The sequence below is a fragment of the Alicycliphilus denitrificans K601 genome (assembly GCF_000204645.1).
GTDB lineage: Bacteria > Pseudomonadota > Gammaproteobacteria > Burkholderiales > Burkholderiaceae_C > Alicycliphilus > Alicycliphilus denitrificans.
The window spans coordinates 1,820,380-1,834,727 of sequence record NC_015422.1 but is presented as its reverse complement, the minus strand read 5'-3'; the positions used below and the strand labels follow the sequence as shown (position 1 = coordinate 1,834,727).

Here is a 14,348-nt window from a genome sequence, read left to right as displayed (position 1 = left end):
GGAACCTGAAACGCGTCGAGGTATGTTGATTGGACAGAAGCTAGTCTTCCGTCAATAGGTGTAGCCATCCCTTGCTAGCGGCTTCCATAGAACTTTTCCACGAACGAGCGACGGTAACTCTGGTGGCAGGCTAGGCAGCTTTGCTGGGTCTTGGAGAAAGCCGCGATGACTGCTTGGCCGTCATTCCGCTGTGCAGCCTCGCCCATGGCGGTCGCGGCGTCATGGACCTGTCCATCAAGACCCCGAAACTTTCCAGCGTCTGCCCCAAGCCAAGCAAGGATGCGCATCTTTTCCGACATGGGCGGCTCGGCATGCTTGGCGATTCGTGGTGCTAGCTCGGCGACCAGCGGCCAGTCTTCTTTGGAGATCGCGCCCGTGACGGCTTGCATGTCGCGACCGAGTCTTTCCATTATGGTACGAAGCGCCATTGGCTTTGCCGCCTCTACGGACTGCGCACCGAGTGCCGTGGCGAAGGTTGCCAAGAGCACGGACAGCGGGACGGTGAAAAACGATCTGGATTTCAAGGGCTGGTTCACGAATTTCTCCATTGATGTTGTGACGAATGCTTTGGGTCTAACGATTGGTTGCAGGTGTCCTCAAAATTCCAGACTCAGCGCGATCGATCCGAATGCGTGATGGCCCGCCTGCTGGTCGAACTCGCGGGTTCTCCAAACGCGCATCACGGCGAGCCGTACGCCACGTCCAGCAACGATCCATTGGCTACTGATGCCGAGAGCTGCTTGCGCGATCCAAGGCCGCCGGCTGACGTGATGGCTATGCCGGAACATGTTTCCGTCGAGTGAGAAGTCCCAGGCGACGGCTTTACCCTCCAGATTCAGGAAGACATGTGCCCCAGGTTTGGGCGCCAGGACCGACTGCGGCGTTGTCGTGCGCAGATCGGCAACACCAGAGGGCGGGCGGTTCTCTGCGCCAGGGCGGATCGGATAGCTGCCGAAGTCGTTCGGTATGTTCCAGCCCGCGCGAAACTCCACGCCGGTACTGGCGGCGGTTTCGATGTTTCCGACCCGCAGGGCATAGCTGCCGATCACGTCGCTGCCCCATCCAGGGCGGACCGCACCCTCCGTGTACGGCTTGAACTTGCGCTCCATGGCCATCTGAAACGCCGGCTCGTTGCGCAACTGGTTGTCCCAGCCGCGAAATCGCTCAATGCCGCGTGCCCGATGCACCAGATCCTGAGATTGCTCGGCCAGCGACCAGGGGCCGATCACGCCCAGGGTCAGCTCACGCACGTCAAGCATTTCGTAGCTGGCGGCTTGTGGGTGGATGCGGCGATTCCACGCCAAACCCAGGTAGAGCAAACCAGCGTACGGTCGGTCATCTGGAATCACGTCGGTGCGCGTCTTGTTCTCGGGCGTGTACATGGACTGGCCAAAGCGCACGACGAGGTTTTGCGACGATGTCTGGGCGCCGGAATCGCGCCAGAACCCGGGATCAGCCCAGCCGATGAAGCGGGCGTACAAACCAATCGGCTGAGGCAGGCACTCCGGACGGAGCCCGCCTTGCAGATCACGTGAGACTGCTGTTAGCGCGACACCGTTGGTGTAGTTGCGATCGGAGCCGGTGAACAAATCGTTCTCCAGACGCAGGGTGCCGCCCCGCCAGCGCAGGGATTGCTCTGGCGAGCAGGAGGGAGGATTTGCAGAGAGTGAGACTTCGGAACCAAAAGCAGAAATCGGGCTGAACAATGCACCCGCAATCAACAAGATGACGCACTGCATCGGCTGCCGCACCTTGGTGCCGCGCAGGCTCCAGCGATACCCGCCGATGCCAATCATGTTGCCCCATCGCCTGCCGCCCTGTTGACGTAAAAGCGTTCGAGGGCACTGACGATTTCCTCCGCATCGTCTACGCAGGTGAACAAGTCGAGATCGGATGAAGAGACATAGCCTTCGTCGAGCAGAAGATCGAAATCAACTACGCGACGCCAGAATGCACGGCCGACCAGCACCACCGGAACACGCTGCATCTTTCTGGTCTGGATCAAGGTGAGCACCTCGAACAGCTCATCGAGCGTTCCATAGCCACCGGGGAAGGCCACCAAGCCCTTGGCGTGCAACAAGAAGTGCATCTTGCGCAGCGCGAAATAGTGGAATCGGAACGCCAAATCCGGGCACATGTAGGGGTTGGGTGCCTGTTCGTGGGGCAGCGTGATGTTGAGGCCAATCGAACGTGCGCCGACCTCGAAAGCACCGCGGTTGGCGGCCTCCATGATGCCGGGCCCACCCCCGGTGACGACGACGAAATCACGGCGGTTTTGCTGCTGGAAACGCGCCGAAATAAGGCCCGAGAAACGCCTCGCTTGCTCGTAGTGACGTGCCTGTTCGACCCGGCGATTGGCCCGCGCAAGCTCTTGCCGCAGCCCGACATCCTCCGGAGTGACGAGCGCCTGACGCTCCAGAACGCCAAGACGGGCTTCTGCCGTCTCGGCATCGCTCACGCGTGCGCTGCCGAAGACCACTACCGTCGAGCGAATGCCTTGCTCGTGCAGGATGCGCTCGGGCTTGAGCAGTTCGAGCTGTAGTCGCAGCGGCCGCAGTTCGTCCTGGCCAAGCAGCTCGATGTCTTCGTACGCAAGCCGGTACGTTGGCGACTCGCGGATGGCGCGCAGGCGTTCATCGAGATCTTCTGCGGGCTTCATCACTCGTGCGCCAGAAAGTCCGGCCAGCGCAGCGCATGGCCATACTCGGGCACCGTGACCTGCCAGCCGAGTTGCTGCTGCAAGAGGTCAGCGAAGGTTTGCGCGGCCGACGATTCCCCATGCACCACGAAGGTTTGCGCCGGTGCTTGAATGAAAGCACGGGCCCAATCCAGCAGCGCCTTCTGGTCGGCATGCGCCGAGAGGCCGTCCACGCTGTGGATCGCCGCACGTACCGGGATGTCCTCGCCGAAGATGCGTACACGTTCGGCCCCCTCGATCAGGCGCCGGCCAAGCGTCCCCTGCGCCTGGAAACCGGGAAACAAGATGCTGCATTCGCGGCGTGGCAAGTTGTGGCGCAGGTGGTGCCGGATACGTCCCGCATCGCACATGCCGCTGGCAGAAATAATGATGGCCCCGGAGCGAATCCGGTTCAGCGCCATGGACTCCTCAGCGCTCGCTGTGAAATCCAGGTACGGGAGGTTCTCGCCGCGCGCGTGCCATCCGGCCAACCGCTTCGCCTGTTCGTCGAACAATTCGAGATGTTCACGCGTGATGCGTGTGGCCTCGGTGGCCATCGGCGAATCGACAAACACCATTGGACGCTGCAGACGCCCTTCGCAGGTGAGACGATGTAGGTGGTAGAGCACCTCCTGGGTTCGGCCGACCGCAAAGGCCGGAACGATGACATTGCCGCCGCGCTCGAACAGGGTTTTCTCGACGATGCCGATCATGTCCGCTTCGGTCGCCGAAAAATCCTTGTGCCGGCGGTCACCGTAGGTGGACTCGATGACGAGGATGTCGGCTTCCTCAATGGGTGTCGGGTCGCGCAGGATGGGGCGTCCCGGCTGACCCAGATCGCCGCTGAACACGATCTTCGTGGGGTAACCGTACTCGGTAATCCACACTTCCACGATGGCCGAACCAAGGATGTGTCCGGCATCACGAAAGCGGGCGCGCACCCCGACGCGGGGTGCGAACTCCCGGTCGTATTCGATACCTCGTACTTGCTGCAGGCATTCGTGTGCATCCTGCAGGGTATACAGGGGTGGCGGCACGGTCTTTTCTTTGAGCCGCTTGGCAACCCGCTTGGCATCGCTTTCCTGGATGTGAGCGCTATCGGGCAGCATCACCCCGAGCAGATCAACCGTCGCTGGCGTGGCGTAGATGGACCCCTTGAACCCGGCGCGCGTGAGTTTGGGCAATAGCCCGCTGTGGTCGATGTGGGCGTGGGTCAGCAGGACGAAGTCAATGGACGCCGGGTCGAACGCGAACGGCTCGTGGTTGCGTGCTGCTGCTATACGCCCACCTTGAACCATGCCGCAATCGACCAGGAAGCGGACATTAGCCGCTTCGACCAGAAAGCACGATCCGGTGACTTCTCGGGCTGCGCCCAAAAAACTGAGTTTCATAGGGCGTTCACTCGGGTTTTCGCATCGGGCAAGTGCTGAGGCCGAGCAGGCGATAGCCAGGACAGCGGCCTGCCAGGCCGGTGAGGAGTGGCATGATTCCAATGAGTCCCAGCCAACGCCAGGATGAGTCCAGCCACAATGGGAGACTGAGCAAAATCAGTCCGATGACGATGCGCACAATGCGGTCGAGATTTCCAACGTTGATTTGCATGACGGTCTCCTTGTGTTGAATCAGCGGCTTGAAAACGCGACGGGGGCGGCAGCGCCCCGCAGCGGATGGGTTGCGGTCGATGCCGTCGTGGATACGTCCCAGCCACCACCAAGGGCCTTGTACAGCGCCACCAGTTGCACGGCGGCGTTGGTATGCGCGCGTGCGGCTGCGGTTTCGGCCTCGTGCAGACTGCGCTGGGCAGCCAGCAGTTCGACCAGCGCAATGTCGCCCGCCGCGTAGCGCGCCTTGGCGTGGCCGTAGCTGGTGCGCGCGGCATCCAGTGCCATACCGCGGCGCTCCAGTGTGTCCAGCCCGCCGTGGTAGTCGCCAAGCGCGCGCTCGGCATCGCCCAGCGCCGCCAGCACGGCCTGCTCATAGGCCAGCGCGGCCTGTCGCTCGGCCGCCTCGCGTGCCCGAATTTCGGCTCGCACACGGCCACCGTCGAACAGGCGCCAGGAAATCAGCGGCAGGATGGAAAAACGCGAGCTGGATGCATCGAACCAATCGCCCGTACTGAGCGCTTGGAACCCGCCACCGACACCGATGGAGAGTTTGGGGAACAACTCGGCCGTGGCCACGCCGATGTCGGCGGAACTCGCTGCCAGGCGACGTTCCGCAGCCAGCACGTCCGGGCGCCGGCGCAGCATCTCTGCGCGCTCGCCCACCGGCAGCGCCCGCAGCGTGCTCGGCGTCAAGGGGCCATCCAGCAGTGCCAGCTCCCGCTCCGGCGGCGCGCCCAGCAGCACGCCCAGGCTGAGTATCGCGGCGCGCTGACGCGCCTGGATATCCGGGATGAGCGCGTTGACTGCTGTCCATTGGGCGTACGCCGCCTCCACGTCGGCGGCCGACGCGTCGCCCAGCGCATGCCGCAGGCGCACCAATTCCAAGGTCTGCTGCAGCGTATCCAGTGTGGCCTGTTGTGCGTGCAACTCGTAGCGGGCGCCGACGGCGGTGAACCAAGTGCGCGCGACCTCGGCCACGATGCGCATGCGTATGCCCTGCGCCTCGGCTTCGGTCGCCTGCAGGCGGGCGCTGGCGCCTTCCAGCGCCCGCCGCTTGGCCCCGAACAAGTCGGCCTCCCAGGCCGCGTCGAAGCCCGCGTCGTAGATGGTCTGCGTGGCGTCAAGGCCGGGGATCGAACCTACGGGCAGGGGTCCGTTCTCGCTTTGACGGCGCCGGTTGACGCTCGCGCCAGCGGCGGCGGTGGGCAATGCCTCGCCGGCCACACGATCGCGCAGGGCGCGTGCCTCATCGATGCGTGCCGCAGCGTGGCGCAGATCCAGGTTCTGTGCCAGCGCCGTGGCCATCAGGCGATCGAGGATGGGATCGTCCAGTGCAGACCACCATTGGCTCAAGTCTGCGGACTGGGATTCGCTTGCCAACGGCAAGCTCCAGCCGCTGCCGACGTCGACCGGCGGCGGCTCGCGGTAGTCGGGGCCCACGCTTGCGCAGGCAGTCAGCAGCACGCAGGACAGGGCCAGCACGAGCGGACGCGCGCGCCCAGGGGTCAGGCCGGTGACGGTTGCGCGAAGAAAGGGAGTGCGGGGCTTGGATTTCATTGCAGGCGTCCTCGGACGAATACGGTGGCCATGGTCAGCGTGGCGAGGGCGATGACCGCCAGCGGCCACAGGCTGGCGAGAATGTCACCGGGCGGCATGGCCTTGAGAAAGCTGCCTTCGACGATGATGAGGAAATGGGTCAGTGGGATGGCCTGAGCCAGCCATTGCAGGACGACAGGCATGTTTTCCACAGGCGTCGCAAAGCCGGACATCAGCACCGCCGGCACGCCGATGGCGAACGCTCCCAGGATGGCCTGCTGCTGCGTCATGCTGACCGCGGAAATCATCAGACCGATGCCGACCACCGAGGCGATGAACAGCACCAGGCTGGCAAGCAGGAGTGCAAACGAGCCCGTAAACGGGATGCCGAACAGGAAGACGCCCGCGCTGATCATGAACAGGCCCAGCCCGGTGCCAATTGCGAGTGCCGGCAGCGACTTGGAGATGATGATCTCGGGCGTCGAGGTGGGCGACACCAGCAACTGGTCGAAGGTGCCCAGCTCGCGCTCGCGCGCGATCGACAACGAGGTGATCAAGAGCGAGCTGAACAGCGCCAGGATGCCCGTCAGGCCGGGCACGATGAACCAGCGGTAGACCAGATTCGGGTTGAACCAGTGGCGCACGACCACGGGCGTTGGTGCCTGGGCGTCGGGCACGACCTCGGCGCCGACATCGGCGGCGATTGTGGACAGATAGGCCACGGTGATCTGCCCGGAGTTGCTGCGCCGGCCATCGACCAGTACCTGCGCGCGGCCACTTTCGCCGGCGGCGATGGAGCGCGAGAAATCCACCGGGATGGCGAGCGCGGCGATCACCTCGCCACGGTCGATCAGCTCGTGGAGCTGCTGTTGGCTGTCGACATGCCGGACGTGGGTGATGAAGCGGGCGCTGTCCAGGCGCTGTACCAACTCGTGCGACCAGCGCCCCGCATCCTGATCGTAGACGGCGATATCGACGTTGCGCACTTCCAGCGTCGCGGCAAAGGCGAACACCAGCAACTGCAGGATCGGCGGCACGAACACCACCATGCGGCTGCGCGGGTCGCGCAGGACGCTGAGCACTTCCTTGATGAACTGGGCGCGCAGGCGGGTGAACGAGAATGCGGAAGTCAACATCGCGTCACTCCAGGTTCTTGCGCGTGGCGCGCTTGGCGATCACGAAGAACAGCCCCCCGATCGCCGCCATGGCCGCCAGGTTGGGCAGGAACACGGCCCAGATGTCGCCGGCCAGGAACACCGTCTTCAGCGAATCGACGAAGTAGCGCGCCGGAACCACCAAGGTGATGGCGCGGATCGGTGCCGGCATGGCGTCGATCTCGTACAGAAAGCCCGACAACATGAAGGCCGGCAGGAAGCCCGTGAACAGCGCGATCTGCGCTGCCAGGAACTGGTTGCGTGCCAAGGAGGAAATCAGCAGACCCTGACCCAGCGCCGGCACCATGAACACCGCCGACAGCAGCAGCAGCGCCGCCAGCGAGCCCCGCATCGGGACCCCGAACACGAACACCGCCAGCGCCGCCGCACCCAGCGTGGACAGCATGCCGAGCACGAAGTACGGCAGCAGCTTGCCGATCAGGATTTCGGCCACCGAGGCCGGCGTGGACAGCACCGCCTCCATGGTGCCGCGCTCCCATTCACGCGCCACCACCAGTGCAGTCAGCATGGTGCCGATGATGGTCATGACGATGGCGATGGCACCGGGAATCAGTGCGCGGCGGCTTTCCAGCTCGGGGTTGAACCAGTAGCGCGGTTCCAGCATGACGGCCTGCGCTGGTGCTCCGACGTCCAGTCCGGCACGCCAGGACTGGACAACGCCGCGGGCGTAGTTCTCGACGTAGTTGGCGGTATTGGGGTAGGAGCCGTCGGTGACGATCTGCACCAGCGGCTCGCTGCCACGCTGGGCCAGCCGCTGCTCGAAATCCTGCGGGATCACCACGTAGCCGCGCAGGTCGCCTGAGACCAGCTGGTCGGCCACTTCGCGCCGGTCATGGGCGAAGTGGGCATCCAGGAACTTTGTGCCGGCAAAGGCCGCCGCAAGCTCCTGCGCTGCAGCGCCGGGCGACTCCAGCACCACGCCGACGCGGACATCCTTCGCATCCAGCGACACCGCATAGGCGAACAGCAGCAGCAACACCACCGGCAGCACGAACGCGATCAGCAGCGTCGAGGGGTCGCGCAGCGCCTGGTAGCTTTCCTTGGTGACCAGGGCGATCAAGCGCCGCAGATCAAAATGGCGCAGGTCGGTCTGCTGTGGTCCATTCCCGTCCTTGTGCTTTGTGGTGCCGTTCATGTGGCGGCCTCCAGCTCGCGGTCCGCCGACTCCACCAGGTGAATGAAGGCGTCCTCCATCGTCGGGTCGGGTCGTTCGGGGCTGACCGCCGAACGTTTGAGCGCGTCGGGCGTATCCAGCGCAATCAGTTGCGCACGCGAGAGCATGGCCACGCGGTCGCAGTATTCGGCCTCGTCCATGAAGTGGGTGGTGACCATGATGGTCACGCCCTTGCGGGCCAGTCCGTTGATGTGGGTCCAGAATTCGCGCCGGGTGATCGGGTCCACGCCCGAAGTGGGTTCATCTAGGAACAGCACGGGCGGCCGGTGCATCAGCGAACAAGCCAATGCCAGGCGCTGCTTGTGGCCCAGCGGCAGGGAATCGGGCGTGGCGGACAGCCAGTCGCCCAGATCGAAGGTTTCGATCATCTCGGCAATGCGCTCGCGCCGGGTGTTGCCTTCCAGTCCGTAGACGCCGGCCGAGAATTCCAGGTTCTGCTGCACCGAGAGCAGGCCGTAGAGCGAAAACTTCTGCGCCATGTAGCCGAGCCGGCTCTTGGCTGCGCCGGTGGCGCGGCGCAGATCATGGCCCACCACATGCGCTTCGCCAGCAGTTGGTTTCATCAGGCCGCACAACATCTTGAAGGTGGTGGACTTGCCGGCGCCGTTAGGGCCGAGCAGGCCGAAGATTTCGCCCTTTTGCACCTCGAAGCTGACGTTGTCGGTGGCGGTGAACTCGCCGAAGCGCTTGGTGAGGTTTCGGCACGACACGGCAATGTCGGAACCCAGCTCAACCGGCGGCAGACGCTCGGCCAGCGTCGAAGTGCCGCCGGGGCCGCCACCGAGCAGATCGATGAAGGCGTCTTCGAAGCGCGCGGGCACCTGCGCCAGCTCCACTCGCGCCTGATCGGACAGGGCCTGGAGCTGCTCCGCTTGAGCGCCCTCGCGCAACACCACGCGCACGCCGGCGCCCTGGATCACGCCATCGCTCACGCTGGGCAGGTCGAGTGCCTGGGTCAGGACCGCTCGGCGCTCGGCACCGACGTCTTCCAGACGGAAACTGCGGCCTTCGAGCTGCGCGGTCAGCTCCTGCGGCGGGCCATCGAACAGGAGCTTCCCTTGGTTCAGCAGCAGCACGCTCTCGCAGCGCTCGGCTTCGTCGAGATAGGCGGTGGACCAGACCACGGCCATGCCTTCATCGGTCAGCGCCTGCACCATGCGCCACAAGTCCTGGCGGCTGACCGGGTCGACACCCACGCCCGGCTCGTCCAGCAGCAGCACCTTCGGCCGCGCCATGAGCGCACAGGCAAGGCCCAGCTTCTGCTTCATGCCGCCGGAGAGCTTGCCGGCCAGGCGTTTGGTGAAGGGTCCGAGCCGCGTGAAGTCCAGCAGCTCGGCAAACAGATCGGCGTTGCGGTCCGCATCCATGCCGCGCAACTGCGCATACAGGCGCATGTTCTCCATCACCGACAGGTCTTCGTACAGGCCAAAGCGTTGCGGCATGTAGCCACTGGCGACATGAATGGCGTCGTTGTCCTTGACCACGTCATAGCCTGCCAAGGTGACGTGGCCGGCGTTCGGCACCAGGAGGCCGGTCAGAATCCGCATCAGCGTCGTCTTGCCGGCGCCGTCGGGGCCGACCAGACCCGTCAGCCGTCCATAGTGGATGCGCGCGCTCAAGCCCCGCAGCGCCTTTACGTCGCCGAAATGCTTGTCCACGTCTTCGATGACGATGGCAGCGTCTTCGCCCGCACCCGCAGGCACGGCGGCGATAGCAGGGCTTGCCTGCATTTCAACGCTCCCCCGCCGGGATACGGGTGCCGGCTTTCGCATCGACCTCGATCGTCACCGGCATGCCCTGGCGCAAGGCACTGTCGCTGTCGGCTTCGTCGATGACGATGCGCAGGCGGTAGACCAGATCCGTGCGCAAATCCGTCGTCTCCACCGTCTTGGGGGTGAACTCGGCGCGCGGCGAGATGAAGCCGATCTGGCCGCGATAGACCTTCTCTGATGAATCGCTTTTGACGCGCACCACAGTACCGGGCGCGATGCGCCCCAAGTCCGACTCGCCCACGTAGGCGCGCACGTAAACCGGCTTGTCCAGGCTCAGGCTGTAGACCGCGCTCTGGCTTGCGACCATGCTGCCGGGCTCCCGCACTCGTGCGATGACGGTGCCGCTACTGGGCGCCATCAACTCGGTGTCCGCCAAGGCTGTCGTGGCTTGCGCTGCGGCAGCCTGTGCGGCCGCAAGGCGAGCTTCTGCCGCGGCGATGTCTTCCTTGCGAAAACCTTCGGATGCTTGCGACAGGGCCGCCTTGGCCGCTTCGACGCCAGCGGCTGCCTGGTCGCGCGCCGTGCGGGCTGCATCGACCGTGCGCTGGCTGCTGGCGCCCGATGCCAGCAGGCCACTCTGGCGCTGGAAATTGCGCTCGGTCTCGGTGGCGAGCGCCTGGGCCTGCCTGAGGGCTTCGCGCGCCTGGGTGATTTCCTGCGGTCGCAGGCCGCGGCGCAGCTTGGCCAGTTCCGCCTGCGCCACCTGCACCTGGGCCTGTGCTGCCGCAAGTGCTTCCCGATAGGGTTGCGCGTCAAGCGCCGCCAGGCGCGCGCCCGCGCTGACGGCATCGCCCTCATCGAAAGCCATTTGCATCACGCGCCCGGGCTGACGGAAGGCCAGTTGCACCTCGCGGATGTCGACGTTGCCGTAGAGGCGCAATGCATCTTGTTGTCCATGGTCGCGCGACAACCAGAACGCCAGTGCGCCGCCAAGAGCGAGCACGACGACGGCGATCACGACCCAACGGGTTTTCTTGAAGAGGAGGTTTGGAGTTTTCATCGATGGGTTTCCGCTGGATAAAGGTGCTCAGTGCTCGCGTGCGACCGGCGCATTCGCCGCTGACCGGCGCCAGGCGATGGCCGCTATGCCAGCCCACACCAACGTGCGCAGCGTCATGGCGACCACCGTGCGTCGCTCCCAGGCGCCACCCAGAGCCACATGCACTCCGAAAGCGAGGAACACGAGTGCGGTCGCCACCGTGATGACAATCGCTAACCACGCGGCCCAGCGCCGGCGCATCCACAAGCCGACGCCGGCGACGATGTAGGCGAACCCGGCCAGAAAATTGAACCAGAGCACGAAGGGCACATAGTGGCCGGCGGCTTGGCGCGCCGCGCCGTCGACAAACAGAACGGCGCCGCCCTCCCGAAGAGTGAGCAGGCCGAAGCCGATCGCGAGCAGGGAGATCAGCCAGTGCCAGATGCTGCGTTGTGGATGAGTGGTCATCTTCATGGCCTTTACTTGATCGCGGAAACTCCCAAGCCTTCGCCGTCGTCGCGGTGTGCGTGTGCGTTCCGCTGGGCGGTCGGGCTGAGTGTTGAATGACGCGGATTCGCGCTGGAGGCGCAACGCGATCGCATGACCGTGGTGTGCCTCTCGGCCGACCGGGCAACTGCGTGGCGGCAGGATGGAAGGCGTTTCATCGGGTGTGCGTGATGCCACGGAGATAGATGGCAAACACGGCTGGCGCATCACGACGGATGCGACTGACCTTGCCGGCCAACAGCGACTGCATGACCAGTCCCTGGATCGTGCCGATGAACAACACGGCGGCGGCATCTACGTCCAGATCCGCATCCAGGTCGCCTTGGGCCTTGCCTGCCTCCATCAGGCGGCGCAGGCGCTGTTCGTATTGACGGAGCAAGGTCTGCACCATCCGCTTGGCGAGCGTCTCGCCAGAGCGTTGCAGTTCTCCGAACAGCATGCGCGGCACGCCGGGATGCTTGGCCACGAAGTCGATGTGCGTCATGAACATGGCTTCGAGTGCCGCGGCAGGAGACGCGGCGCCCTCGGCCGCCTTGTCCACGCGCACCAGCAGACGCTCACCGACCCAGGTCATCGTTGCCTCCAGGATCGCGTCCTTGGTGGGGAAGTGGCGAAACAGCGCGCCCTGCGTCAAACCCATTCGATCGGCGATGGCCGTGGTCGTGATTTCGGCCGGGTTTTGCTCCGCGGCCAAGTCCACCACCGCTTGCACTGTGGCAGCACGCCGCTCTTCAGCGGACAGATGTTGAGGACGTTCGCTCACCGATCAGACTCCATAAAGTAAGTGACTTATTACTATCCTAACATGCAAAACATCCGCGTCGCAAGATCGGGAATACGGTTCATCGCATGGGAAAGGATGGTTCCTGCCCCATCCATGGATCGTGGCCAAGTGAGCTGACGAGACCCAGGAAGCGAACACACTCCTCTGGCACATCATGAGTAATCGGTCGGCAGGTCGGCCACCCCAGTCAGAGCAAGAGAAGCGGTTTCGTTCGAGCGAAGGCGGAAATCCCCCGGGCGTTCTTCAAGGCTTTGCATCTTTTCCCGTAGGCATTATGATAGTAATAAGTTACTTACAACATCGGAAGACCAGAGATGAACACCCTTGCCATACCTGACAAGCCCGCGCCGGCACCGTCCGAAGTCGTCTGTCGCCCCGATGTCCTGGATACGCTTGCGAACGCGTGCCGGGCACGCGGCACTGGCGGGTTGTCACCGGCGGCGGGTTTGCTGGCTTGGTACGACTGGGCGCTGCACCTGAGCCTTTCACCGGGCAAGCAGCGCAGCCTGATCGAAAAGGGATTGCACAAGCAGCGACGCTTGGCGCGCTACGTCGCGCACGCTGCAAGTGCCCACGGCTGCCCCACGTGCATCGAGCCGTTGGAGCAGGATCGGCGCTTCGAGGCGCCGGCCTGGCAGCAATGGCCGTTCAACGTGATCCACCAGGGCTTTTTGCTGCAGCAGCAGTGGTGGCACAACGCCACCACCGGCGTGCGCGGCGTGTCGCGCCATCACGAGAACATGGTCACTTTCGCCGGGCGGCAGTGGCTGGACATGTGGTCGCCATCGAATTTCATCTGGACCAACCCGGAAGTGCTGGAAGCCATCAGAACCAGCGGCGGCGCCAACCTGTGGCGCGGCGCGATGAACTTCCTCGACGATACACAGCGTCTTGCGCTTGACGATGAACCGGCCGGGGTCGAAGGCTTCAAAGTCGGCCAGGACGTGGCGGTCACACCAGGAAAGGTGGTGTTTCGCAACCACCTGATCGAGCTGATCCAGTACACACCCACGACCCCCGATGTGTATGCCGAGCCGGTGCTGATCGTGCCCTCCTGGATCATGAAGTACTACATCCTCGACCTGTCACCGCACAACTCGATGGTGAAGTACTTGGTCGACCAGGGGCATACGGTGTTCATCCTTTCCTGGAAGAACCCGACCGCGGCCGATCGCGACCTCGGCCTCGAGGATTACCGATGGCTGGGGGTCATGGATGCACTGGACGCGGTCACGGCCATCGTGCCCGAGCGCAAGGTGCAGGCGGTTGGCTATTGCCTGGGCGGCACCTTGCTGACGATCGCCGCAGCCGCGATGGCGCGCGATGGCGACGAACGGCTGCACAGTTTGACGCTGCTGGCGTCGGAGACCGACTTCCGCGAGTCGGGCGAAATCGCGCTTTTCATCGACGACAGTCAACTCGCCTGGCTGGAAGCCGGGATGTGGGACAAGGGCTATCTCGACGGCAAGCAGATGGCCGCCTCTTTCCAGATGCTCAACTCGCGCGACCTGATCTGGTCGCGCCGCGTGCGCGAGTACCTGCTGGGCGAACGGCAGGAGTTCAATGACCTGATGGCATGGAATGCCGACGTGACGCGCATGCCGTATCGCATGCACAGCGAGTACCTGCGGCGTTTGTATCTGAACAACGATCTGGCCGAGGGACGCTACCAGGTCGGCGGACGGCCGGTGGCGATCGCCGACATCGAAGTGCCGATGCTCATCGTCGGCACGGTGCGCGACCACGTTGCCCCCTGGCCATCCGTGTACAAGATGCATCTGCTCAGTGATGCGGAGCTGACCTTCGTACTGACCAGCGGCGGGCACAACGCCGGCGTGGTCAGCGAGCCGGGGCACCCCCGGCGCAGCTACCAGATTGCGACCCGCAGCGTCGGCGCTCGCTACGTCGATCCGCAAACGTGGCGTACCGAAACCCCGCTGAACGAGGGCTCCTGGTGGCCAGCCTGGCAGCAGTGGCTGGCACGACATTCGACCGAGCGGGTATCGCCGCCTGCCATGGGCGGCACGCAGGTCCCGCTTGGTGATGCACCGGGAACCTATGTGGCAATGCGCTGATACGACGCGCCGAAGCCGAGACAAGACAAGACCATTTCAACAGGGACATCGCTAAGGATGGCCTA

The 14,348-nt window shown here is 64.3% G+C and carries 13 protein-coding genes; 1 reads left to right on the top strand and 12 read right to left on the bottom strand.

Annotated features, from left to right (window positions below; genetic code table 11):
• Positions 1-74 precede the first annotated feature (74 nt).
• The 12 genes from ALIDE2_RS08665 to ALIDE2_RS08615 form a co-directional block, all read right to left on the bottom strand.
• Positions 75-548 (bottom strand): cytochrome c, encoded by a 474-nt coding sequence (locus ALIDE2_RS08665; RefSeq protein ID WP_013721841.1) that lies wholly within the window; start codon positions 546-548, stop codon positions 75-77.
• Between the two features lie 48 nt (positions 549-596).
• A complete protein-coding gene (locus ALIDE2_RS08660; RefSeq protein ID WP_013721840.1) occupies positions 597-1,796 on the bottom strand; it encodes a lipid A deacylase LpxR family protein in 1,200 nt (399 codons plus the stop codon).
• Complete coding sequence (locus tag ALIDE2_RS08655) at positions 1,793-2,659, bottom strand: LOG family protein (protein WP_013721839.1); 867 nt, start codon at positions 2,657-2,659, stop codon at positions 1,793-1,795. Before ALIDE2_RS08655 ends, ALIDE2_RS08660 begins: the two co-directional genes overlap by 4 nt.
• Entirely contained in the window at positions 2,659-4,068 is a 1,410-nt protein-coding gene (locus ALIDE2_RS08650; protein WP_013721838.1) for an MBL fold metallo-hydrolase RNA specificity domain-containing protein, read from the bottom strand. The genes ALIDE2_RS08655 and ALIDE2_RS08650 overlap by 1 nt, the downstream gene beginning before the upstream one ends.
• Positions 4,069-4,075: 7 nt before the next feature.
• On the bottom strand, positions 4,076-4,279 hold the full coding sequence (locus tag ALIDE2_RS24305; RefSeq protein ID WP_010792188.1) for a YgaP family membrane protein: 204 nt from the start codon (positions 4,277-4,279) through the stop codon (positions 4,076-4,078).
• A gap of 20 nt (positions 4,280-4,299) precedes the next feature.
• The gene (locus ALIDE2_RS08645; protein WP_010792189.1) at positions 4,300-5,838 is read right to left on the bottom strand and encodes an efflux transporter outer membrane subunit; all 1,539 of its coding nucleotides are present in this window, start codon (positions 5,836-5,838) and stop codon (positions 4,300-4,302) included.
• Complete coding sequence (locus tag ALIDE2_RS08640; protein WP_010792190.1) at positions 5,835-6,953, bottom strand: ABC transporter permease; 1,119 nt, start codon at positions 6,951-6,953, stop codon at positions 5,835-5,837. Before ALIDE2_RS08640 ends, ALIDE2_RS08645 begins: the two co-directional genes overlap by 4 nt.
• A 4-nt stretch (positions 6,954-6,957) precedes the next feature.
• Positions 6,958-8,127, bottom strand: coding sequence for an ABC transporter permease (locus ALIDE2_RS08635; RefSeq protein ID WP_010792191.1), 1,170 nt, complete (start codon positions 8,125-8,127; stop codon positions 6,958-6,960).
• Positions 8,124-9,896 (bottom strand): ATP-binding cassette domain-containing protein, encoded by a 1,773-nt coding sequence (locus tag ALIDE2_RS08630; protein WP_013721837.1) that lies wholly within the window; start codon positions 9,894-9,896, stop codon positions 8,124-8,126. Before ALIDE2_RS08630 ends, ALIDE2_RS08635 begins: the two co-directional genes overlap by 4 nt.
• A 1-nt stretch (position 9,897) precedes the next feature.
• On the bottom strand, positions 9,898-10,938 hold the full coding sequence (hlyD, locus tag ALIDE2_RS08625) for a secretion protein HlyD (protein WP_010792193.1): 1,041 nt from the start codon (positions 10,936-10,938) through the stop codon (positions 9,898-9,900).
• Between the two features lie 27 nt (positions 10,939-10,965).
• A complete protein-coding gene (locus ALIDE2_RS08620) occupies positions 10,966-11,391 on the bottom strand; it encodes a hypothetical protein (RefSeq protein ID WP_014819567.1) in 426 nt (141 codons plus the stop codon).
• 187 nt (positions 11,392-11,578) lie between these two features.
• Positions 11,579-12,187: a TetR/AcrR family transcriptional regulator gene (locus tag ALIDE2_RS08615; protein WP_004255154.1), complete on the bottom strand. Its 609-nt coding sequence runs from the start codon at positions 12,185-12,187 to the stop codon at positions 11,579-11,581.
• A gap of 335 nt (positions 12,188-12,522) precedes the next feature.
• Between ALIDE2_RS08615 and ALIDE2_RS08610 the strand changes: the two genes are divergently transcribed.
• Positions 12,523-14,283 (top strand): PHA/PHB synthase family protein, encoded by a 1,761-nt coding sequence (locus tag ALIDE2_RS08610; protein WP_013721836.1) that lies wholly within the window; start codon positions 12,523-12,525, stop codon positions 14,281-14,283.
• The last annotated feature ends 65 nt before the right edge of the window (positions 14,284-14,348 follow it).